The sequence below is a fragment of the Thalassospira sp. HJ genome (genome assembly GCF_000948415.1).
In the GTDB taxonomy this organism is placed as follows: Bacteria; Pseudomonadota; Alphaproteobacteria; order Rhodospirillales; family Thalassospiraceae; genus Thalassospira.
In genome coordinates this window covers 160,862-182,211 of sequence record NZ_JYII01000003.1, presented here as the reverse complement: position 1 = coordinate 182,211, position 21,350 = coordinate 160,862, and the positions used below count along the sequence as shown (strand labels likewise).

The 21,350-nt window shown below is 55.4% G+C and carries 20 protein-coding genes; 8 read left to right on the top strand and 12 right to left on the bottom strand.

The window, feature by feature from the left end:
* Positions 1 to 2 precede the first annotated feature (2 nt).
* Entirely contained in the window at positions 3 to 887 is an 885-nt protein-coding gene (locus tag UF64_RS01525) for a MurR/RpiR family transcriptional regulator (protein ID WP_044826910.1), read from the bottom strand.
* A 483-nt stretch (positions 888 to 1,370) separates the two neighbouring features.
* Here UF64_RS01525 and UF64_RS01520 point away from each other — a divergent pair, with 483 nt between their 5' ends.
* From UF64_RS01520 to UF64_RS01490, 7 genes are all read left to right on the top strand, one after another.
* Positions 1,371 to 1,892: a TRAP transporter small permease gene (locus UF64_RS01520; protein WP_044826846.1), complete on the top strand. Its 522-nt coding sequence runs from the start codon at positions 1,371 to 1,373 to the stop codon at positions 1,890 to 1,892.
* Positions 1,889 to 3,169, top strand: a complete 1,281-nt coding sequence (locus tag UF64_RS01515; RefSeq protein WP_044826845.1) for a TRAP transporter large permease — start codon at positions 1,889 to 1,891, stop codon at positions 3,167 to 3,169. Before UF64_RS01520 ends, UF64_RS01515 begins: the two co-directional genes overlap by 4 nt.
* Positions 3,170 to 3,268: 99 nt before the next feature.
* Positions 3,269 to 4,324 (top strand): DctP family TRAP transporter solute-binding subunit, encoded by a 1,056-nt coding sequence (locus UF64_RS01510; protein ID WP_044826844.1) that lies wholly within the window; start codon positions 3,269 to 3,271, stop codon positions 4,322 to 4,324.
* An 87-nt stretch (positions 4,325 to 4,411) separates the two neighbouring features.
* Positions 4,412 to 5,881, top strand: a complete 1,470-nt coding sequence (locus UF64_RS01505; protein ID WP_044826843.1) for a M81 family metallopeptidase — start codon at positions 4,412 to 4,414, stop codon at positions 5,879 to 5,881.
* A gap of 254 nt (positions 5,882 to 6,135) precedes the next feature.
* Complete coding sequence (locus UF64_RS01500) at positions 6,136 to 6,987, top strand: alpha/beta hydrolase (RefSeq protein ID WP_044826842.1); 852 nt, start codon at positions 6,136 to 6,138, stop codon at positions 6,985 to 6,987.
* Between the two features lie 127 nt (positions 6,988 to 7,114).
* Complete coding sequence (locus tag UF64_RS01495; protein WP_044826841.1) at positions 7,115 to 8,056, top strand: ornithine cyclodeaminase family protein; 942 nt, start codon at positions 7,115 to 7,117, stop codon at positions 8,054 to 8,056.
* Positions 8,053 to 8,550 (top strand): thioesterase family protein, encoded by a 498-nt coding sequence (locus UF64_RS01490; RefSeq protein ID WP_044826840.1) that lies wholly within the window; start codon positions 8,053 to 8,055, stop codon positions 8,548 to 8,550. Before UF64_RS01495 ends, UF64_RS01490 begins: the two co-directional genes overlap by 4 nt.
* A 59-nt stretch (positions 8,551 to 8,609) precedes the next feature.
* Here UF64_RS01490 and UF64_RS01485 read toward each other — a convergent pair whose 3' ends face one another.
* On the bottom strand, positions 8,610 to 9,119 hold the full coding sequence (locus UF64_RS01485; RefSeq protein WP_044826839.1) for a GNAT family N-acetyltransferase: 510 nt from the start codon (positions 9,117 to 9,119) through the stop codon (positions 8,610 to 8,612).
* Between the two features lie 102 nt (positions 9,120 to 9,221).
* Here UF64_RS01485 and UF64_RS01480 point away from each other — a divergent pair, with 102 nt between their 5' ends.
* The gene (locus UF64_RS01480; protein WP_044826838.1) at positions 9,222 to 10,454 is read left to right on the top strand and encodes a bifunctional alpha/beta hydrolase/OsmC family protein; all 1,233 of its coding nucleotides are present in this window, start codon (positions 9,222 to 9,224) and stop codon (positions 10,452 to 10,454) included.
* A gap of 77 nt (positions 10,455 to 10,531) precedes the next feature.
* On the opposite strand, the gene UF64_RS01475 is transcribed toward UF64_RS01480, so the two are convergent.
* From UF64_RS01475 to UF64_RS01430, 10 genes are all read right to left on the bottom strand, one after another.
* The gene (locus tag UF64_RS01475) at positions 10,532 to 10,879 is read right to left on the bottom strand and encodes a RidA family protein (RefSeq protein ID WP_044826837.1); all 348 of its coding nucleotides are present in this window, start codon (positions 10,877 to 10,879) and stop codon (positions 10,532 to 10,534) included.
* Positions 10,880 to 10,926: 47 nt separating this feature from the next.
* Positions 10,927 to 12,213: an ArgE/DapE family deacylase gene (locus UF64_RS01470; protein WP_044826836.1), complete on the bottom strand. Its 1,287-nt coding sequence runs from the start codon at positions 12,211 to 12,213 to the stop codon at positions 10,927 to 10,929.
* A 32-nt stretch (positions 12,214 to 12,245) separates the two neighbouring features.
* Positions 12,246 to 13,391 carry an FAD-binding oxidoreductase gene (locus tag UF64_RS01465; protein WP_044826835.1) on the bottom strand — a complete coding sequence of 382 codons (1,146 nt, stop codon included), beginning with the start codon at positions 13,389 to 13,391 and terminating at the stop codon, positions 12,246 to 12,248.
* 11 nt (positions 13,392 to 13,402) lie between these two features.
* The gene (locus tag UF64_RS01460; RefSeq protein ID WP_152630573.1) at positions 13,403 to 14,446 is read right to left on the bottom strand and encodes a histone deacetylase family protein; all 1,044 of its coding nucleotides are present in this window, start codon (positions 14,444 to 14,446) and stop codon (positions 13,403 to 13,405) included.
* Between the two features lie 68 nt (positions 14,447 to 14,514).
* Positions 14,515 to 15,444: a 3-keto-5-aminohexanoate cleavage protein gene (locus UF64_RS01455; RefSeq protein ID WP_044826834.1), complete on the bottom strand. Its 930-nt coding sequence runs from the start codon at positions 15,442 to 15,444 to the stop codon at positions 14,515 to 14,517.
* A complete protein-coding gene (locus tag UF64_RS01450) occupies positions 15,441 to 16,817 on the bottom strand; it encodes an aspartate aminotransferase family protein (protein WP_044826833.1) in 1,377 nt (458 codons plus the stop codon). Before UF64_RS01450 ends, UF64_RS01455 begins: the two co-directional genes overlap by 4 nt.
* A gap of 37 nt (positions 16,818 to 16,854) precedes the next feature.
* Positions 16,855 to 17,952, bottom strand: coding sequence for an ABC transporter ATP-binding protein (locus UF64_RS01445; protein ID WP_044826832.1), 1,098 nt, complete (start codon positions 17,950 to 17,952; stop codon positions 16,855 to 16,857).
* Positions 17,953 to 18,057: 105 nt separating this feature from the next.
* Entirely contained in the window at positions 18,058 to 19,212 is a 1,155-nt protein-coding gene (locus UF64_RS01440; RefSeq protein ID WP_044826831.1) for an extracellular solute-binding protein, read from the bottom strand.
* Positions 19,213 to 19,341: 129 nt separating this feature from the next.
* The gene (locus tag UF64_RS01435) at positions 19,342 to 20,139 is read right to left on the bottom strand and encodes an ABC transporter permease (RefSeq protein ID WP_044826908.1); all 798 of its coding nucleotides are present in this window, start codon (positions 20,137 to 20,139) and stop codon (positions 19,342 to 19,344) included.
* Positions 20,140 to 20,417: 278 nt separating this feature from the next.
* On the bottom strand, positions 20,418 to 21,290 hold the full coding sequence (locus tag UF64_RS01430) for an ABC transporter permease (RefSeq protein WP_044826830.1): 873 nt from the start codon (positions 21,288 to 21,290) through the stop codon (positions 20,418 to 20,420).
* Positions 21,291 to 21,350 lie beyond the last annotated feature (60 nt).

The window sequence follows — 21,350 nt, the reverse complement described above, 5'->3', positions numbered from 1 at the left end:
CCTTAGTCCCCGATTGGCTGGCGTCCGGTCGGGGGATTAAGGGTGAGCAGGGACGAACGAATGCGTCTCAGCTTTTCCTTGGCCTGATCGGGCATGCGTCGTGCGACCGCTGTTGCAATCACGTCAATGGTTGCCAGAAAGGCATGGCGCGTCGCGGTCGGTTTATAGATATCCGGGTTTTCTGGCATATTGATCGAAATGACGAGATCACTTTCAGCCGCAAGCGGGCTGTCCGGATTGGTCAGGGAAATGACTGTTGCACCATATTGGCGGGCGATTGCTGCGGAATGGATGAGTTCCGTTGGGCGGCCACTGGTGGAAATGGCAAAGACAACATCCTCAGCGCCAAGCGTTGAGGCCAGCATGCGCTGCAAATAGCCATCACTTTGTGATTGCGCCGGGATGCCCAGTCTGAAGAAACGGTTGGCGGCATCAAATGCCACCGTGGTCGAACCACCCCCGACACCCAAAAATGCAACCTGTCGTGCTTTGACCAGGATATCTGCCGCCTGATCAATTTCGGCAGACGAAATCTGATCCCTCAATAAGCGCAAGTTATCAATGATAACGCCCAGAACATGGCTTGAAAGAACGTCTGCGGCCGTGGTGTCATCCGAAATGTCTTCGGATGTCAGATACTGAATGCTGACAGCCAGATTTTGCGCCAGACGAATTTTGAAATCGCGAAACCCGTCGCATCCCAATGTCCGGCAAAAACGGATGACCGTCGGTTCACTGACCCCGACGTTTTTCGCAAGATCAGACAGGGCAATGGTCGTGACATCTTCCAGATGCGAGCTGACATAGTCGGCAACAAGCTGTTCGCGGTTGGGGAACTTGCCGGACTGATTCCGTAAAAGGCTGATGATATCGGCAGTTTGTTGCATGGAATCCATCCGTTTCGTCTGTCTGGTTGCGGATGCAAAAACGACATCCGATTGATAAATAGCCTTATTTCCGATTGCAGGCGATCACTTCTGTTTCAAGCCCGACGATCGCATTCGATTGAAATCGTCCTGTGCACGCAACAAATGACGATCACGTCCTTCGATATTAACCCGACCGAAATTGACCATGTAGCTATTGGCGGCGACGGTCGGTGTTTACGCTATCGAGCGCCAATTGGAGTTGATCGGAAATGTCGGCTTTGGCCTTGATTAAACTGAAAAATCTCTCGGGTTGAAGGTGGCCGATTTCGGTATTGATTTCGATAGCACAAAATGTAGGTAAGCTACTTATAGCATCGATATTCACGAGAATGCATGTGAAAAATGAGACTATGGAGGTAAATTATGTAGACAAACTACAAAATGAGCATCAGTATGTAGAAAAATTACATAAAAGATTCATCAGCGGAGAGTTTGGCGAAGATGGCATTACGCCGTGTTGAAACCATTGCAGCAACCCTGAGCCGGTCCCTGAACTGGGGCGTGGAACGCATCATTGCCGTGTTGATGCTTGTTCTTGTCCTTGATGTCTGGCTGGGCGTTGTTGATCGATACATCTTTCATTGGCAGCTACCCTGGCCAGAAGAACTGGCGCGTTACCTGATGATCTGGGCTGCCCTTCTGGCGATCTCGGCCGGGATCGCGCGGCGCGAACATATCGGGATTGGCATGTTTGTTCTGTCCCTGCCAATGCCGATCCAGCGCACCATTTTGTTCCTTGTCGATCTGATTGCGCTTGCGGCCTTCCTGTATCTGGCAATTTACGGATTTGATTTTGCCGAAGGCGGCATGCGCCGTCAGGCAATGATCTTTGGCATGTCGCTCGCACTGCCTTATGCGGCAGTCCCGGTATCGGCGTTGCTTGCCGCTATTCAGCTTCTTCTTGTCGCCTTGCGTGATCAGGGCCGTTTCGTTCCGGTTGATCTTGCGGAGGGCGCAGAATGATCGTCGCCATTATCTTTGTCGTCCTGATGGTTCTGGGCATGCCGATCGGCTTTGCTCTTGGTGTTGCCGGTGTTGTTGGCCTGTTTGACATGGGCGGGGGGATGTTCCTGTCCCAGGGCCCAAGCAAGGTCTTTAACGGGCTGAACGTGTTTCCCTTCCTTGCCATGCCGTTCTTTATTCTGGCGGGCGAAATCATGAACCATATCGGCATTACCAGCCGGTTGGTGAAATTCGCGCAAGCCTTGGTCGGGCATATGCGCGGCGGTTTGGCGCACACCAATATGCTGGCATCGGTTTTCTTTGCCGGTCTGACTGGTGCTGCCACCGCGGATGCCGCCGCATTTGGCAAGACGCTTGTACCCGCCATGGTCGAACGTGGTTATCGCCGTGATTATGCCTGTGCCGTGACGGCAGCGGGGTCGATCATCGGCCCGACCATTCCGCCATCCGGTTTGATGGTTGTCTATGGATCGCTGATGGGCGTTTCGATCGGCGGGCTGTTTGCCGCGGGTATTTTGCCCGGTCTCATGATTTGTCTGATCTGCATGACGGTTATTGCCGTGACCGCACGTTCCAAGAACCTGCCGAAAAACGAACGCCGCGCGTCGCTTCTGGAAGTCTGGAAGATTTTCAAATCATCGATCACAGCACTGATCATGCCGTTGATCATTCTGGGCGGGATTCTTGGTGGTATCGTCACCCCGACAGAAGCCGCATCGGTGGCGGTTGCCTATGCCCTGTTTATTGGCGTGTTTGTCTATCGTGCGCTGAGCTTTGCGGACTTCTTCAGGATGCTGGTGCGCACTGCGCGTGTGACCGGGGTGATCTTTGTCATCATTGCCTTTGCCTCGATCCTTGGTTGGTGGCTGAGCTTCAACCGCATTCCGCAAGAAGTCGCGACCATGGTGCTGGGCGTTTCGGAAAACCCCTATATCGTGATCTTCATGATTGTCGGGCTGCTTCTGATGATCGGCATGGTGATGGATATCAACGCCATCCTGATCATTCTGGCCCCGGTTCTGGTGCCGCTGACCATCCAGATCGGGATGGACCCGATCCATGCCGGGATCATCTTTATCCTCGCGCTCAACATCTCGCTGATGACGCCGCCTGTCGGGGCCTGTCTGTTTGTTCTGTCATCAGTCACCGGTGAAAAGCTTGAAAAGATTGCCGCACAGCTTTGGCCGTTTTTGCTGGCCGAACTGGGCGTGCTGTTCCTGTTTGCCTTCTGGTCGGACCTCGCACTCGTGATCCCGCGATTGCTTGGCTTCCGCTAGGCCAGCGGGATGAAAGACAGCCCCGGTCAGGTCCGGGCCGGGGCACATATCACAACAATGCCGGACACCATAAAATCGTTACATCAAGGAGAGGTATCAATGAAAACCGTAAAGCGTTTGGGCGCAGCCGCCCTTGCAACCGCGATGCTGATGGGCAGCACGTCCATGGCGTTTGCCGAGACCAAGGTTCTCAAATTCGCGCACGACAACAAGACCGACCCGTTTGAAAACCCGGCACATGCGTGTACGGCTGTGTTCGCCAACATTGTTGAAGCCGACACCAATGGCGAAATCGAAGTCGAAGTCTATCCGTCCAACCAGTTGGGTTCGGCGGCTGAGCATGTTCAGATGGTGCGCGATGGTTTGATCCAGGGCACGCTGACCTCGACCGGTGCACTGGCATCTTATTATCCGCGCATTGACGTTCTGAACCTTGCCTTTGCATTCGATAGCAACGCGTCGACCTATGACGTGTTTGATGGTCCGTTCGGCGAGACCCTTGCAAGGGACATCGAAAGCGAACTTGGCGATGTGAAAGTGCTTGGTTTCCCGGATACCGGCGGGTTCTTTGCTGTGACCAACTCGCAGCATTCGATTGCAACCCTTGAAGATTTCGAAGGCATACGCATTCGTACCATGTCGCTGCCATCCCATCAGAAAATCATGCAGGCCCTTGGCGCCGAAGCATATCCGATGGCATGGGGCGAAGTTTATGCTGGTCTTCAGACCGGCGTAATCGATGGCCAGATGAACCCGGTTCCGACCGTGACCTTTGCCAAGTTCAACGAAGTGCAGGGGTATCTGACGCTCACCAACCACCTGTTCTCACCCTACACCATGATGCTTTCGAAGGCATTCTGGGATGACCTGACCGCCGAACAGCAGAAAATCATCCGTTACGCTGCCCAGTCTTGCGTTGTTGCAAGCCGTGGTGTGTCGCGCGTGATCGAGGCATCTGATCGTGGTCTGGCCGGTCTTAAGGATAAAATGGAAATCACCGCACTGTCGGCTGAAGACCGTGAAAAGTTCAAAGAGGCAACCCAGCCGGTCGTGGTCCAGCACGTTCAGGAAAGCCTTGGCGATGAAGGTGTTAAGCTTCTGAACCTGTTCAAGGAAGAAGTCGAGAAGGCCAACGCCAACCGCTACATGGAATAAGCCATTACAACTGCCGAAGGGGCGGGGATCTCGCCCCTTCGGAATTCATTAGCTGATATCAAAAGACCAATAACAAAGGCACGGGCCATGCGGATTTTTTGCGCCTCGATTGCAACCGAGACCAATACTTTTTCACCTTTGCGCACTGATTTTTCCGATTTTCAGGAAAGCTTTTACGCACCGCCGGGCCAGCATCCTGTCACCCCGACGCTTTGCAGTGCCGTCTTTACCGAAGGTCGCCTGCGCGCCGCCAAGGAAGGCTGGGATTTGATCGAAGGTACCGCCACCTGGGCCGAGCCGGGCGGGCTGGTCAACCGCGCGACCTATGAACAGTTGCGTGATGAAGTTTTGGGGCAGCTACGCGCTGCAATGCCGGTGGATGGTGTGATCCTTGGTCTGCATGGCGCGATGGTCGCCCAGGATTATCTTGATTGCGAAGGTGATCTTCTTGCGCGCATTCGCGAACTGGTTGGCCCGGATGTCGTGATCGGGACAAGCTTTGATCCGCACAGCCATCTGACGGCTCTTCGCGTCGACAGTGCCGACATCATCGTCGCCTTCAAGGAATTCCCGCACACCGATTTTGTCGAAACCGGCCGGGCAGTTGTTGATCTTGTGCTGCGCACTTTGCGCGGCGAGATCAAGCCGACCAAGGCAGTCTTTGACTGCCATATGATCGAGGTGTTGCCGACATCGCGTGAACCGATGCGGTCTTTCATTGATCGTGCCAAGGATATGGAAGGAACCGGTGATATCCTGTCGGTATCCTTCATTCACGGATTTATGGCTGGTGACGTGCCCGATCTCGGGGCCAAGGTGATTGTCACCACCAACGATAACCCTGCGGAAGCCGAACAGATAGCACGAAACCTGGGGGTTGAGTTGTTTGGCTTCCGTGGGGCCACCCGCCCGACATTCGTAACACCGGACGAGGCCCTTGATCAGGCCCTGGCATCGGACGCCAAACCGATTGTTCTGACCGATGTCTGGGACAATCCGGGCGGCGGTGTGCCGGGCGACAGCACCATATTGCTGCGCACCGTGATCGAACGTGGCTTGGCCGATTTTGCGGTTGGCACCCTTTGGGATCCAATGGCGGTTCGCACGTGCTTTTCCGCGGGCGAGGGGGCAACGCTGCCACTTCGTTTCGGTGGCAAAACCGGATCGCGCGCCGGAAGCCCGATCGATGCCGAAGTTCGGGTCAAAAAGCTTGAACGCAATGCCTGGCAGTATTTCGGCGAAAGCATCGTGCCGCTTGGCGATTGTGCTGTCATTGAATTGCCTGGCGGCGGCGAGGTCATCCTCAACACCAACCGTTCGCAAAGCTTTGATCCCAGCCTGTTTTCGAACATGGGCATCGATCCGAAATCAAAGAAGTATCTGTTTATCAAATCGACAAACCACTTCTATGACGCCTTCGCCAAGATTGCGGGCGAGATCATTTATGTCGATGTGCACGGACCATACCCGTCTGATCCGAAAACCAACGGATATCGCCATTTGACCCGTGACTTGTGGCCGATTGTCGAAGATCCGTTTGGCAAGAAGGCCGGTTAAGCCGTTTACCTTGCGCCAGTCACCAGCGGTTCAAAGCCACACATTCGAACCGTCGAAGTCTCCCTGCGAATGACTGGTCAAGGATTGGGCCACGATTGGACTTTGCGTCCGGTCGTGGCTCTTTTTTATGTCTGCAGCTCCTATTGAGCGCTTGATTAAAAGCACCGCCTGTTTGGAAGTGTTTGCAAACAGTCCAAAATTAAAGAAAGATCATTGAGGGCGAGGTCGTTTTCACCGGTAAGAATGAGGTTCCCATGGCTTGGGGCGGTTTCACAGCAGCAGAGCTTGAATGGCAATATAATCCGCGCGAAACCGTGCCGGACTTCATGACCCATTTCGAACGGTTCGTAAAATTGTCTGACGAAACCCGTGCCCAGTATGGCGGCAAGCTTGATGTCCGCTATGGCAAGGGGCCCAAGGAAACCATGGATGTCTTTATGGCATCCGATCCAGGTGCACCGGTGCATGTGTTTTTCCATGGCGGCTATTGGCGCAGTCAGGACAAAAAGGATTACGCCTTTGTCGCGCGCGATCTGGTGGCTGGCGGGTTTACAGTAATCTGCCCGAACTATGATCTGTGCCCGGATGTGACGGTGGCGGACATCACCGAGGAAGCCGTGCGCGCCATCACCTATATCTATCAGCATATCGAAGAATTTAACGGCGACCGTGACCGCATTTCGATTTCCGGCCATTCGGCCGGTGGTCAGATCGTTGCGCGCCTTGCGACCCATGACTGGTCAGAAACACTTGGTGACGAGATGCCGTTTGAGGCGATCGTGCCGATCTCCGGTGTCTTTGACCTTGAACCTGTTCGCCATACAACGCTCAATGAGGATATCCGCCTGGATGAAGCGTCGGCGGCGGACAATTCACCGATGCTTGATGCGGTGCCGCTCGATGCCCGTTTGATGGTGGTTGTGGGTGGCAATGAAAGCCCGGAATTTGTGCGCCAAAGTGATGCCTATGGTGCCTATTGCGGAAGCGCCGGGCTTAAGGTTTCGGTCTACAAGGCGTGGGGTGCGAACCACTTTACCGTGCTTGAAGAACTGTTTCTCGGCACCGGATCGCTGTTTGGCACGCTCAAACGGTTTTTGCTGCCGTAAATCGCGCTGATTTCCCTTCAAAACAGCATAATAATCTACTGGTCTTCCTGTGACGTGCGGGCTGCGACGTGGTATAAAACATGCCTGCTACCGCACTGAAATGAAAAACAGTTCTACAGGAAGGCCCATGCGTTTCATTACCGCCGACGATATCGAAAAATTTGCCTCGCCCCGCGATCTGGTCGAAGCCCTTCGTGACGGGTTTGAACAAGGCTGTGAAGCACCGTTGCGCAGCCATTTCAACATGGAACGCAGCAACGAGGATGACGCAACCTTCCTGATTATGCCGGCCTGGCAAAAGGATGGCGCAGCAGGCGTTAAAATCGCCGCTGTCGTGCCGGGCAACTCGGCGCGCAATCTGCCGGCGGTTTCCGGGACCTATGTTCTGCTCGATGCCGTCACCGGGCAACCGTCCGCTGTAATCGATGGCACCAAACTGACCACGCGCCGTACCGCAGCCGCATCGGCACTGGCATGTGATTATCTGGCGCGCAAGGATGCCAGCGACATGGTCATGGTCGGATCAGGCGCAATGGCGCCGCAATTGATCAAGGCCCATGCATCAGTCCGCCCGATCAAGAACGTCACCATCTGGAACCGTAATGCTGACAAGGCATCCAAACTCGCCGCTGAAATTGCCGAGCTCGGCTTTAACGCCAAGGGCACGGACGATCTTGAAGGGGCATGTAAATCAGCCGATCTGATTTCGTGCGCAACGCTTTCGACCGAACCGCTGGTCCATGGTGACTGGCTGCGCGAAGGTACGCATGTTGATCTGGTTGGCGCGTTCAAGCCGACCATGCGTGAAACCGATGACGCGGTCATGGCCAAATGCCGCATCTATGTCGACAGTTTCGAAGGGGCCAGTGCCGAAGGCGGCGACGTTGTGCAGGCCATCGATAGCGGGGCGATTTCGAAATCCGATATCATTGGTGATCTGTTTGGCCTGACCCGTGGGCAGGTCAAGGGGCGTGAAACTGATGCGGAATGCACCGTCTTCAAATCGGTTGGACATTCGCTTGAAGATTTCGTTGCAGCCGTCGCGGTGGTAAAGGCCGTCGAAAAATGATCAGCACCGATCTGTTTGCGCCCGAACCGCTTGAAGCCTTTCGTGGGCACATCAAACCCGAATGGATTGATTTCAACGGCCATATGAATGTCGGCTATTACGTGGTCGCATTTGATCTGGGATCAATGGCGTTTCTGGATGCAGTGGGGATGGGATACACTTATCCCGAACGGCGCGGCGGGTCGACCTTCGGGCTTGAAATGCATGTGACCTATGATCGCGAAATCCATCAGGGTGATCCGTTTGTGATCCATACCCGGGTTCTCGATTGCGATCAGAAGCGCATTCACATGTATCACGAAATGCGTCACGGCACTGAAGGCTGGCTGGCCTCGACGAATGAAATCATCACCATGCATATCAACATGCAGGAACGGCGTTCGGCCCCGTTCCCCGATGACATCATGGAAACGCTCAGCAAGATCAAGCAAGCCCATGCAGATTTGCCCATCCCGTCCGGGGTCGGGCGCAAGATCGGCATTCGGCGCAAATAGCTAGATGAAACCCCGCATCATCAGATTGCGGGGTTTTGTTTTGGTCTTGGCGATGTGTCTTAAGGCCGGGTTGCCATATACACCCTGCACATTTCGCCGGTTTGATTGACATCCTGATCGCGCAGATAGGTCAGGCCAAGCTTTTCAAGCATGCGCACAGAAGCCACATTGTCCGGCAGGCAGTACCCATAAATCTTCTCAAACCCGTATGCGTTCCAGCCATGCTTTATCAGTGCAGAGCCGACTTCAAAGGCATAACCTTTGCCCTGATGGGCTTCGCTCACAGCATAGCCGATATCTGGCGCATCCAGCGTATCGCGCTTTACAAAGCCAATCAGGCCAATCGGGCTTTGGCTGTGTTTTTCAAGCGCAACGCACATCCCGAAACCGAGCTTGTCATAAATCTCGCGAAAACGCTGATCGATATAATTGCGCGCGGCCGCAAGATCATGAACATCGCGATCACCAATAAACCGAAGCCAGCCCGGTTCATTCAGCAATTGCAGAATGAACGGCGCATCATCATGATTTGCTTCTCGCAAAATTGTGCGTTCGGTTTGAACAATCATCACTGAACTGTCCGTGTTACTGTGCGACCCTGCATGCGATCCTATCGGCAGTGATTTGAAATAGCAGTATGATTTTACCCCGCAAAAGTCAGGAGGATTAAAATGCCTGGAAAACCGATAAAGCTGACATTTGAAGGGGCGCATGGCGCCGAACTGGCGGCACGGCTTGATCTGCCGACCGGGCCGGTCAAGGCCTATGCCCTGTTTGCCCATTGCTTTACCTGCACCAAGGATCTGATTGCGGCCCGCAAAATTGCCGAGGCGCTCACGGTCGAAGGCATCGGTGTGCTGCGCTTTGATTTCACCGGCTTGGGGGGCTCGGGCGGTGATTTCGCCTCGACCAACTTCACCTCAAACCTTGATGATCTCGAACGTGCGGCTGACTTCCTGCGTGATGAGTTCGAAGCACCCAAACTTCTGATCGGGCATTCATTGGGCGGGGCTGCGGTGTTGGCCGTGGCCGACCGCATCAAGGAAGCAACTGCGGTTGCGACCATCGGCGCGCCATCGGATGTAACGCATGTCACCCATAATTTCGCCGATCATCTTGATGATATCCGCGAAAAGGGCGAGGCCGAAGTTTGCCTTGGCGGGCGGCCGTTCGTCATCCGCAAGCAGTTCGTTGATGACCTTGGCGGTTATGATCTGGCGGCCCAGGTCGCCAAGATGAAAAAGGCGCTTCTGGTCATGCATGCACCGCTTGATCAGACGGTCGGGATTGAAAATGCCGGTAAGATTTTTGATGCTGCCAAGCATCCCAAAAGCTTCGTCTCACTTGATCAAGCAGACCATTTGCTGCGCGATCCGGCCGACGCAGCCTACGCCGCATCAGTGATTGCTGCCTGGGCGAAACGCTATCTGCCCGATGCGAAGGAGACAACGCCGGAGCTTAGTGAAGGCGTCATTGTGCGTGAAACCGGCCTTGGCAAGTTCCAGTCAATGGTGCTGGCGGGCAAACATCGCCTGTTGGCGGATGAACCCGAAAAGGTCGGCGGGCTCGATAGCGGGCCGTCGCCCTATGATTATCTGTCAACGGCCCTTGGCAGTTGCACGGTGATGACGATCCGGATGTATGCCGATCATAAGGGGATCGATATTGATTCCATCCGGGCCGAAGTCCTGCATCAGAAAGTTCACGCCGATGACTGTGCGGAATGCGGCGAACAACATGCCACAAAGGGTGGCAAGATCGACCGGTTCGAACGCATCATTCGCTTCACCGGTGATCTGGATGACGCCACCCGGAAACGATTGGTCGAGATTGCCGATAAATGCCCGGTGCACAGAACGCTTGAGGCGACATCACTGATCGTCACCCGCGAGGATCGGACATAGTTTTCGAAATTCGGCACAAATGAAAAACGCCTGACCGGTTTCCCGTGTCAGGCGTTTTTCTGATGCGTCAAAGTGACTTACGGCTTGGCCGCAATCACGATGAACTCAACCAGATAATCCGGGGTGGCGAGCTTTGCTTCGCCACATGCGCGACCCGGGGTGTGACCCTGCGGGACCCATGCATCCCAAACCGCGTTCATCGCTGCAAAGTCTTTCATGTCGGCAAGCCAGACAGTGGTCGAAAGGATGTTTTCCTTGCTCGAACCGCATTCGGCCAGAAGGGTATCAACCTTTTCAAGGCATTCCTTGGTCTGGTTGGTGATGTCGCTGTCGGGGTTACCAACCTGACCGGCCAGATAGATGGTGTTGCCATGGACAACGGCCTGGCTCATGCGCGGGCCGGTGTGAAGACGCTGAATGCTCATGAAGTTCTCCTTCGGATTCAATTGGATAATTTATTTAATAATGACGATTAGCTAGCACGCTTTTGCACGCCACACCAGTCGGCAATGAACAGGGCAAGCACCTCGGTGACTTCCATCATCGATGCAATCGAAACCCGTTCATCAATCCCGTGAATGCGTTCGGCCTTGGGGCCATAACAGGTGGCCGGGATATTGCCATAAATCTGGAAGAAACGCGCATCGGTCGTCGCGGTCGAGGCAAGTTTTTTGATCTCCTTGCCCGTCACTTCCTGATGAATATCGCCAATCATCGACATCATCGGATGATTGATATCCATCTCGCAGCCTTCGGCCTGGAAGCCGCGATAGGTGATCTCGATCTTCGCACCCTTGCAAGCAGGGTGGTTATCAAGCGCACTTTGTTTGACGGCCTCGATGGTTTCGCGGACCTTTTCAAGTTCCATACCCGGATAGAAACCAACCCGGATATCCGCCGTGCAAACCGGCGGCACGGTCGATGCCCACTCGCCGCCTTCAATCTTGCCCAGATTGAAGTTCACCGGATGGACATGCGCACCAAAGGCCGCATGACGATGGGTCGGGTGGTTCCAGATTTCCTCGACTTCCTTCAAGGTTTCAAAGAAACCAAAGGCAGATTCAATCGCGTTGCTGCCTGCCGACGTATCAAGAACATGCGCCGGGCTGCCCGATACATGGATCTGGAACCACATGACGCCAAGCTGGGCGGTCATCAGGGTCTGGTTAAACGGTTCGGGAATGATGGCGCAATCGGCCTTGTAGCCCGCATGCAGGCAGGCGAGTGCGCCGTTGCCGGTGCATTCTTCTTCGATCACCGATTGCAGGGTGACGGGTGCTGCCGGTTCAAGCCCGATATCGTGCAGCGCCTGCAGCGCCTGGCAATAGGCAATGATCCCGGCCTTCATATCACCCGCACCACGGCCGTAGATCCAGTCATCCTCTACATGCGGGGTGAATGGCCCGTGGCGCCATTGTTCGGCCGGTCCGGTCGGGACGACATCCATATGACCATTAAGGATCAGGCTGCGCCCCGTCGGGTTTTGCGGGCGATGCAGGCCGACAACGTTTTCGCGCCCGTCATAGCCATCAATTACCGGCGGGGAAAAGCCCGGCTGATCGCGCAAAGCATTGATGTCAATCTTGATCCGTTCAACATCGAGCCCCATCGCAGCAAACTTGTCTGAAATCCAGTCTTGCGCGGATGCTTCGCTGCCAAGCTGGCTGTCATGACGCACAAGCGCACACAAATCATCAATCGCATTTTGGGTGCGCTTTGAAACCGCTTCGCGCAAGGATTTACGATCAAACTGGCTCATTGGTCTTTCTCCTGATCGGCCGATGCCAAGCGTTACTTGCCGCTCACAAGGGTGGGGCGGGTGGCCGAAAGCGCATCTTCGTTAATGCCAAGCTTTTCCATCTGCGGCGGCACGCCCTTGCCGGTGATGATGCTTGCGGCATATTCGCCCATGGCCGGTGCGGTCTGAATACCGTAGCCACCTTGGCCCGCCAGCCAATAGAAACTGTCATCTGCCGGATCAAAGCTTGAAACCGGATCACCATCGGCAAAGAAGCTGCGCAACCCGGCCCAGCTTTCACCCGGACGGCGGACTTCGATGCTGGTCGCCGTCATCAGGCGATCAATCGTAATCGCGATATCAAGTTCTTCGGGCTGCACATCATGCGGTTCGGTCGGCGTAGTATCTGCTGGCGATACCAGCAAACGACCAGCATCTTCCTTGAAATAAAGCGTCTCATCAAGGCTTGCGACCAGCGGCCAGCCATGCGGTTTGACGTCTGCGGGCACACCAACCATCACCGCTGTGCGGCGTTTGGGCACGATCCCAAGCGGTTTGATGCCGGCCTTGGTGGCAATGTCATCAGCCCAGGCACCCGCAGCATTGACAACGATATCACCGCTATAAACATCTCCCTTGGCCAGTGTAACCTGCCATTTGCCGTCAGCTTTGCCAATCGCGGTGACATCGGCCTTGGTGACAACCGAACCGCCAAGTGCCTTGAACTGGCGGATAAAGCCCCAGTGAAGCGCATGCACGTCAATGTCCATGGCGTCCGTCTCATAGGCGGCCTTGGCAACGCGGTCTGTATGAATGACCGGCACGATTTCCTTGAGCGCATCCGGGGTGAGTTCAACAAAGTTCGCACCATTGGCGCGCCCTTCGGTCAGGATGGCGTCGAGTTCGGCTTCTTCGCCCGGGGCAGCGGTCATGATGATGCCGCGCGGGGTCAGGATCGGGTTTTCGGTAAAACCGTCCGGTGGGGTGATGAAGAAAGCCCGGCTGGCGGTTGACATCTTGCGGATGATTTTCGGGCCATAGGTCTCGCTATAAAGGGCGGCAGACCGCCCGGTGCTGTGATAGCCCGGCTGGTCTTCGCGTTCGAGAACCGTGACGGATTTACCCGCCTTGGCCAAAAAGAATGCTGCTGACATTCCGGCGATACCGCCGCCGATGATCAGGATGTCTGAATGGGTCATGTGGGGCCTTCTTAAATCGTGTTGGTCTTGGTGGTCGCGCCAAAGCCGCTGATGAATTGATAAAGGTTTTCTGCAAGCGTTTCACTAACATAACCACCTTCCTGCACGAGAACGGTGGGGCAGGAAAGGGTGCCGATTTTTTCGCCGATCCGGGCAAAACCATCGGGGCTGACGGTCAGCCCGCCAAACGGATCATCGCGCGATGCATCAAGGCCAAGCGCAATGACAACTGCATCCGCACCGAAATCGTCAATCTTTGCCAATGACCGGTCAAGCGCATCAAGGAACACGTCATCACCGCTGCCAAGGGGCAGGGGCTGATTATGGTTAAAGCCAAGCCCGTCCTTCTCGCCGCATTCCTCGGCATGCCCCCAATAAAACGGATAGAAATCCAAAGGGTCCGCATGGATTGACAGGGTCATGACATCAGATCGGTCATAGAAAATATGCTGGGTGCCGTTGCCATGATGCAGATCGACATCAAGGATCGCCACACGATCATATTTGCGGCGAAGCTCCTCGGCAGCAATCGCACTGTTGTTCAGATAACAAAAGCCGCCTGCGATGTTACCACTTGCATGGTGTCCGGGCGGTCGGCACAGCGCATAGGCGGTGTTGGCCGCCTGATCACGCACATGTCGGGCCGCGGCAATCGCGGTTTGCGCGCTGGCATAGGCGGATTGCCATGTCGTGACGGATACCGGGCAGGATGTATCGCCAAGATGAAAGCCAGCCTTGCCCGCAGGATGGCGCGGGTAGGGGCCGGTGCGATCAAACGGGTGGATGTTTGGGATAACCTGTTCTGCACCTCCGACATCCTGCCATTCATCGTGAATGGTCTGCAGGAAGTTCAGATATTGCGCATCGTGAATGGCGGCAATCGGGGCCAGCCCGGCGTCATTGGGGGCATGAAGATCAAGACCCAGACGCGCGACCGCACGGCGCAGAATTTCCGCACGTTCGGGGACTTCGGGGATCGGCTTTTTCTCGCCCGCGACAATGAAGGTCTTGCCGTGATGGCGAAGCTGATCGTCTGAGAAATAGGCATGCATCATCGCTGCCGCCTTTCACATCATGTGGTCAAACGGTGGTGGCGTCGTCGTTCGGTTGTCTGATCCCGATCCTAAAAGGCGACCTTGTCGCCGCCTTTCAGGTCGAGAATTGCGCGTGCTTCGTCCGGGGTTGCGATTTCAAGCGACAACCCGTCAAGCACCTCGCGGATTTTGCGGACTTGCGATGCGTTGTCCGGCGCGAGTTCGCCCTTTTTGATATAAAGGTTGTCCTCAAGCCCGACGCGCACATTGCCGCCCATGGCGGCCGACATGCTACCAAGCGGCATCTGATGGCGCCCGGCACCCAGAACCGAAAACTGGTACTGATCACCAAACAGCTTGTCGGCGGTGCGTTTCAGATGGGCAAGGTTGTCGGGATCAGCTCCGATGCCGCCCAGAACACCCAGCACGAACTGAATGAATATCGGTCCCTTGATCAGGCCGCGATCAACGAAATGCGCCAGGGTATAAAGATGGCCGACGTCATAGCATTCGAACTCGAACCGGGTGCCATTGGCATCGCCCAGATCGGCCAGAATGGTTTCGATGTCTGAAAACGTGTTTTTGAAAACAAAGTCACGACTGCTTTCAAGGAATTCCGGTTCCCAGTCATGTTTCCATTCGGTGCGCCCGGCAAGGGCCGGGAACAGGCCGAAATTCATCGTGCCCATGTTAAGTGATGCCATCTCCGGTGCGGCTTCGCGCGCGGCCCGGATACGGTCACGGACATTCATGTTCATGCCGCCACCCGTCGAAATGTTGATCACGGCATTGGTCGCGGCCTTGATCTTTGGCAGGAACTGCATGAACACATCCGGATCCGGGCTTGGAAAGCCGGTTTCGGGATCGCGCGCATGCAGATGCAGGATCGATGCCCCGGCATTTGCGGCATCAATCGCCTGCTGGGCGATTTCATCAGGTGTGACGGGCAGGTTCGGGCTCATGGACGGGGTATGAACCGATCCTGTAATCGCACAGGTGATGATGACTTTGCGGCTCATGCGAAGGCTCCTGCGATCACGAGTTCGTCTTGCAGTTCCGTCAGTGCCTTGCGCAGCGGCACCAGAATGTCGTCGAACTGCTCCTTGGTGATGATCATCGGCGGGCAGATCATGACATGGTCGCCACGATAACCGCCACGCGTGCGGCGCCAGTAAATGATCAGGCCCATGTCATAGGCGATATCAACAAGGCGTGCTGCCGCCATGTGCTTGGGCTCAAGCGGCTCCATACTGTTGCGCTCCTTGACCAGTTCCATGGCCAGCAACAATCCCTTGCCGCGCACATCACCGATCATCGGAAAGTCTTCGGCAAGCTTGGTCAGTTCGTCCTTGAGTGCCGCACCATTGGTCGCGGCATTTTCAAGCAGATTGTCCTCGTCAATCACATCAAGAACGGCATTGCCCGCAGCGCACGCCAACGGGTTCCCGGCATAGGTGTAGCCATGAATAAATCCGCCATGATCAAGAACCGGACCGACGATACGATCGGGGGCAATCATCGCACCAAGCGGTGCGTAACCCGCAGCCAGGCCTTTGGAAACGGCAAGGATATCGGGCACGATGCCCCAATGTTCTGCGGCGAAATACTTGCCGGTACGACCGGCACCTGTCATGACCTCATCATAGATCAGAAGAATGCCATACTGGTCGCAGATCTCGCGAATGCGGCCATAATAGCTGTCCGGGGCAACGAGTGCGCCGGTAGCCGCCCCGCCAACCGGTTCCATGATGAAACCAAGAACGGTTTCCGGGCCCTGTTTGATGATCTCGGCTTCAAGCATGTTGGCATATTTGATGCCACGCTCATGATCACTCAAATCATCACGATCAAGGTAACAGGTCGGGGCAGGAATTTTAGGCTGATCAACCATCATCGGCGCGAACGGCGCATGCATTGGCGTATAGCCGGTGATGGCAAGTGCGCCCAGTGTTGCGCCGTGATAGCTCGGAAAGCGTGAAATGATTTTCGTGCGCTGCGCTTCGCCATTGGCCAGCGCATATTGCCGCGCAAGCTTGATGCAGCTTTCAACCGCCTCGGAGCCGCCGGAAACAAAGAAGACGCGCTCAAGATCGCCCGGTGCACGTTCGGCAAGACGCATGGCCAGATCTTCGGCGGCGTCATTTTCGAAATGCAGGCGATAGGCGAAGCTTGCCTTTTCAAGCTGCTTCATCATGGCCGCAACCACGCGCGGGTCGCTATGGCCGATATTGCTGACCATCGCACCGCTCGACGCATCGATATAACGTTTGCCGTCAACATCCCACATATAGACGCCCTCGGATCGGTCGATCAGCGGGCGGCGGGACCGGCTTTGATAAAACAGGCGGGACTCCCGGTTGTGTCCGACGGAGCTTTTGGGATCAAGCGTCATTCTGGTGGCTCTCCTGAACCGGCTGCAATTTGGACGTTCAGTCCTGATGGCCGGGCAACAACACACAATTTCGGGCGGCGATATGCATGAAGATATCGGCCCCTTCCTGATGGGGGTGGGCATCAATCGGATTGATGACCTGCCAGTCGCGGCCATTGGCCTCGACAAAGTAACGGGCCTGTTGGCCCAGATAGTCAACGGTTTTGACCTTGCCGGGGATGGCGATCACACCGTCGGTGGCGCCGTTCTGTTCGGAAAGGTCAATTTTCTCTGCCCGGATCACGGCGCGCACGTCTTTTGATCCCTTGGCTTTTGCGGTCTGCTCGTCAGTGGTCAGCAAGGTTTCACCGCTTTCAAGTGCGACTTGAGTAAAGGCGGCATCTGGGCTGCCAAGGTTGGCAGCAATGATATTGGAATGTCCAAGGAAATCCGCAACAAAGGCCGATGCCGGATTGTTGTAAACCTCTTCGGGCGCGCCTTCCTGTTCGACAAAGCCATTATTCATCACAACCAGCTTGTCAGACATGGCAAGGGCTTCGGACTGGTCATGGGTGACAAAGACCGTGGCAACGCCAAGCTCGCGCTGAATACGTTTGAGCTCCACACGCATTTCTTCGCGCAGATTGGCATCAAGGGCCGAAAGCGGCTCATCAAGCAGCAAAACGTCCGGCTCAATCACAATCGCGCGCGCCAGCGCAATACGCTGCTGCTGGCCACCGGAAAGCTGATTGGGGTAACGGTCTGCGACATGGGGCAACTGCACAAGATCAAGCGCCTTGTTGACCTTGTCCTTTATGTCGGTCTTGGACACCTTGCGGTATTTCAGGCCAAAGGCGATGTTGTCGAAAATCGTCTTGTGCGGGAACAGGGCATAGTTCTGAAACACAAGGCCCAGATTGCGCTTGTGGATCGGCAGGCTGTTGACCCGTTTGCCGCGGATCATCAGATCGCCTTCGGTGATGTCGGTCAGGCCCGCAATCATGCGCAGCGTCGTTGTCTTGCCGCAGCCCGACGGACCAAGGAAAGTCACAAAGCTGTTGTCTGGCACGGTCAAATCCATGCGTTTGACTGCGGTGAATTCACCATACCGTTTGACGACATTTTGCAGTTCAACGGCGTTGTTCGTGTCTGCCATTGTTAAAGTCCCCGTCTGAATTGGGCCGCACCCGACGATTGGCGGCAAAGGTGTCCTGGCCGGTTGTGCGCGGCCAGGACACAGGTTCCGATATGCAGGCGGGGCTTAGTAGCCGCGCTGCACACGCGAGAAGGTCTTCGACCAGTCAGCTTCGTTTTCGTTCCAGTAAGCCGGATCAAAGAAGCTGAGCGAGGACAGCGTTCCACTCGGATCGAATGCCGGAAGGGTCGGGATGATTTCACCCAGATCGATCTTCTGCGGATCAAGGGCCGGCGGATAGCTCTGACCTTCGGCAACGGCAATCGCCACTTCCGGTTCCAGCATGAAGTTCAGAAGCTCTTCACAAGCGGCCATCGGGCTGCCACGCAGCACGAACAGGCATTCCTGCCAGCCAAGACCGCCCGCCGGATCAAGATAACCAATGTCATGACCCTGATCCTGCAGCGCCTTGATGCGGCCCGACCAGCCTTCGGTGACATAGATTTCTTCTTCGGCCAGAAGGCTCATCAGTTCCGCACCCGACGACCAGTATTTCAGGGTCAGGTCACGGTGCGAACGGATCATGTCCCAAACGGCATCAATGTCCTTGATGTTGTTCGGATCCTGATCGGACTGCAGCGCGCCGTACCAGATACGGGTTTTCCATTCGCCCCAGCCGCCGATTTTGCCCTTATAGGCTTCATCGACCATCAGCTTGGCACCCTTGGCCTTGGCTTCGTCATCGCTGATATATTTGCGGTTATAGGCAATGCCCGTCGTGCCATAGTCATACGGAACTGCTGAAATCGTGCCGCCGGTGATCTTGCGTAGCGGCTCGACCAGGGTCGGGATCACGTTTGCAAGGTTCGGGATATTGGCTTCGTTCAGTTCCGAGGTCAGCTCCAGACCGTGATAGCGCGCATAGTCAAACACACCCGATAGGTGGGCGAGGTTAAACTCACCCGGCTGGCTGGCTTTGACACGGGCGATATATTCGTCCGCACCGCCAAAGGTGCCCGAAACCACATCAATGCCGGTTTTTTTGGTGTAGGGTGCGAAGGCATATTTTTCAAATGCCTCGGAAACAACGCCACCCCAGCCATCAAAACGGACCTGCTCCGGGGTTGCTGCCATCGCCTTGCGGGCCAGCATGCCCATCGGGCCGCCGGTGATGCCGGCAGTCACACCAGCCGCACCCAGTGCGGTCAGGAAAGTGCGGCGGCTGATGTCGCCATCGCGGAAACGGGTAAGTAGGCGTTCATAACGTTTGGTATCGTCCATTTAAGGCCTCCTGAGAATACGATTTATCCGTTGATCGGTCTTGTTCTTGGTCGTTGAATTCGTGGTGTTGTTGTTATTGGTCTTGGCGGTGAACCGCGTTTTGCAAAAAGTCTTCGTGGCGTGCTCTGTCTATTTTGATGACCCGGCCTTGCGCATCGCCATGACGCGCGCAATCGATGCCGCAACCAGCGGCAGGGCAATGGTGAAGATCACCATCACAGCACCAAGGGCGTTGATTTCCGGGCTGATGGAATTGCGCAGCATGGCAAAGATCTGGGTCGGGACGGTTTCAACACCGCCGGGCTTCCAGAACAGGGTTCCGGTGATGTCATCAAATGAAATGGTAAAGGCAAACAGCATCCCGGCCATGACGGCAGGTAACATGAGCGGTAGTGTCACTTCAAAGAAGGTCTGTACCGGTGTTGCGCCAAGGCTCATGGCGGCTTCTTCCACGTCGCGACGGATGGAGACAAGCCGTGCCTGAACCACCAGCACCACAAAAGGCAGGGTAAAGACCACATGGCCCATCAAAAGAAGCCCAAAGCTTTTGGGCATGGCAAGAAACTGCAAAAACAGCAGGAGTGCCACGGCCAGAACGACTTCCGGGATCAGGATTGGGGCAACCAAAAGGGTTGAAATAGTCCGTTTCCCCGGGAAATCGTATCTGACCATGGCAAGTGCTGCGAGGGTTCCAAGCGTCGTCGAAATCGCTGCGGTGAGTACACCCAACAACAGAGACGTCTTGAAAGCCCGCACAATCGCATCATTGTTCCAAAGCGCTTCAAACCAGCGGAAGGAAAAACCTTCGATCGGGAAGCTGCCGAACTGATTGGCGTTGAAAGCCAACAGAATGACAACCGCCACCGGCGCAAACAGGAACAGATAAACAAGGATCGTGGCAATTCGGATCACTGACCAACCGGACATCATCATATCTCTCCGGATACCAAGGAGTGTCGATTATACCGCTTAGAGACGTCTTCTCTCATTCTCTGGCTAGAAGCGGTTCGTGCAGCGATGCGGCGCATCGGAAGCGGATCGCGACGCCGTCCAGGGAATGAGAGAAGACGCCGTGCCGGTCGCGCAAGAACACCATCAAAGAGCGTCAGAAAACTTCGCCGATGACCCACATCGACTGCAGTTTTCTTCCTACTTGATGGCGCGCTTGCTCGATCTCTAAGGGGCATAATCGACACTCCTTGGTATCACTTAAAGCTCTTGGCGATCTGATCGATGCCGAGATAGCGGGTGTAGATGACGACCAGTGCGCCCAGAAGGGCCAGCAGGACGAGCGAAAGTGCCGAGCCAAGCGGCCAGTTGAGCTGGGTGACGATGGCTTCAAACACAAGGTTGGCAAACATCGCATCACGCGGGCCACCCAGAACAATCGGGGTGATGTAGGTGCCCGCAGCCAGCACAAAGCACAGCAGTGATCCGGCTGCCAGACCCGGAAGGGAAAGCGGCAGGGTGACTTCACGGAAGGCCTGAAAACCCGTGCAGCCAAGGCTTTGGGCCGCTTCGGTCAGGTTCTTGTCGATGCCATCAAGGCTGACATAGACATTCAAAATCATGAAGGGCAGCAGATAGTGCACAAGGCCCAGCACCACGGTCTGCTGGTTATAAAGCATCTGGATCGGGTCATCGATGATGCCCATCGAAATCAGAAGCGTATTGAGTGCACCCGACGTGCCCAGAATGTTGATCCAGGACATCGTGCGGATGATGTAGCTGATCCAGAACGGCAGCATCAGCAACAGCAGCAAAAACGCCTTGGACTTCATGCGCGTATTGGCAACGAAATAGGCCGGGACATAGCCGACAAGCGCGCAAATAACCGTGGTGTAAAAGGCAATCAGGAAGGTCTGGAACAGGATGTCGCGATAAAAACGATCGCCAAGCACCTCAATCCAGTTATCAAGATAAAAGCCGACCTGATCCGCACCGGTCGCGGTACGCAACCAGAACGAATAAACGACAATGAACAGCATTGGCACGATCAGCAGCAGGCTGATGGTTGCCAGTGATGGTGATAGCAGTACCCACGGAGTCCTGCGGGCTCCGGCGACATCTGCGGCCATATATGCCTCCCGTTATTATCTGCGGTCATTGCCGCACCCGGTTATTTGGCCGTTGAGAAA

Excerpts from the sequence above, each read along its gene's own strand:
- UF64_RS01525 (WP_044826910.1), bottom strand. The coding sequence starts at position 887 with ATGCAACAAACTGCCGATATCATCAGCCTTTTACGGAATCAGTCCGGC.
- UF64_RS01520 (WP_044826846.1), top strand. The coding sequence starts at position 1,371 with ATGGCATTACGCCGTGTTGAAACCATTGCAGCAACCCTGAGCCGGTCC.
- UF64_RS01515 (WP_044826845.1), top strand. The coding sequence starts at position 1,889 with ATGATCGTCGCCATTATCTTTGTCGTCCTGATGGTTCTGGGCATGCCG.
- UF64_RS01510 (WP_044826844.1), top strand. The coding sequence starts at position 3,269 with ATGAAAACCGTAAAGCGTTTGGGCGCAGCCGCCCTTGCAACCGCGATG.
- UF64_RS01505 (WP_044826843.1), top strand. The coding sequence starts at position 4,412 with ATGCGGATTTTTTGCGCCTCGATTGCAACCGAGACCAATACTTTTTCA.
- UF64_RS01500 (WP_044826842.1), top strand. The coding sequence starts at position 6,136 with ATGGCTTGGGGCGGTTTCACAGCAGCAGAGCTTGAATGGCAATATAAT.
- UF64_RS01495 (WP_044826841.1), top strand. The coding sequence starts at position 7,115 with ATGCGTTTCATTACCGCCGACGATATCGAAAAATTTGCCTCGCCCCGC.
- UF64_RS01490 (WP_044826840.1), top strand. The coding sequence starts at position 8,053 with ATGATCAGCACCGATCTGTTTGCGCCCGAACCGCTTGAAGCCTTTCGT.
- UF64_RS01485 (WP_044826839.1), bottom strand. The coding sequence starts at position 9,119 with ATGATTGTTCAAACCGAACGCACAATTTTGCGAGAAGCAAATCATGAT.
- UF64_RS01480 (WP_044826838.1), top strand. The coding sequence starts at position 9,222 with ATGCCTGGAAAACCGATAAAGCTGACATTTGAAGGGGCGCATGGCGCC.
- UF64_RS01475 (WP_044826837.1), bottom strand. The coding sequence starts at position 10,879 with ATGAGCATTCAGCGTCTTCACACCGGCCCGCGCATGAGCCAGGCCGTT.
- UF64_RS01470 (WP_044826836.1), bottom strand. The coding sequence starts at position 12,213 with ATGAGCCAGTTTGATCGTAAATCCTTGCGCGAAGCGGTTTCAAAGCGC.
- UF64_RS01465 (WP_044826835.1), bottom strand. The coding sequence starts at position 13,391 with ATGACCCATTCAGACATCCTGATCATCGGCGGCGGTATCGCCGGAATG.
- UF64_RS01460 (WP_152630573.1), bottom strand. The coding sequence starts at position 14,446 with ATGATGCATGCCTATTTCTCAGACGATCAGCTTCGCCATCACGGCAAG.
- UF64_RS01455 (WP_044826834.1), bottom strand. The coding sequence starts at position 15,444 with ATGAGCCGCAAAGTCATCATCACCTGTGCGATTACAGGATCGGTTCAT.
- UF64_RS01450 (WP_044826833.1), bottom strand. The coding sequence starts at position 16,817 with ATGACGCTTGATCCCAAAAGCTCCGTCGGACACAACCGGGAGTCCCGC.
- UF64_RS01445 (WP_044826832.1), bottom strand. The coding sequence starts at position 17,952 with ATGGCAGACACGAACAACGCCGTTGAACTGCAAAATGTCGTCAAACGG.
- UF64_RS01440 (WP_044826831.1), bottom strand. The coding sequence starts at position 19,212 with ATGGACGATACCAAACGTTATGAACGCCTACTTACCCGTTTCCGCGAT.
- UF64_RS01435 (WP_044826908.1), bottom strand. The coding sequence starts at position 20,139 with ATGTCCGGTTGGTCAGTGATCCGAATTGCCACGATCCTTGTTTATCTG.
- UF64_RS01430 (WP_044826830.1), bottom strand. The coding sequence starts at position 21,290 with ATGGCCGCAGATGTCGCCGGAGCCCGCAGGACTCCGTGGGTACTGCTA.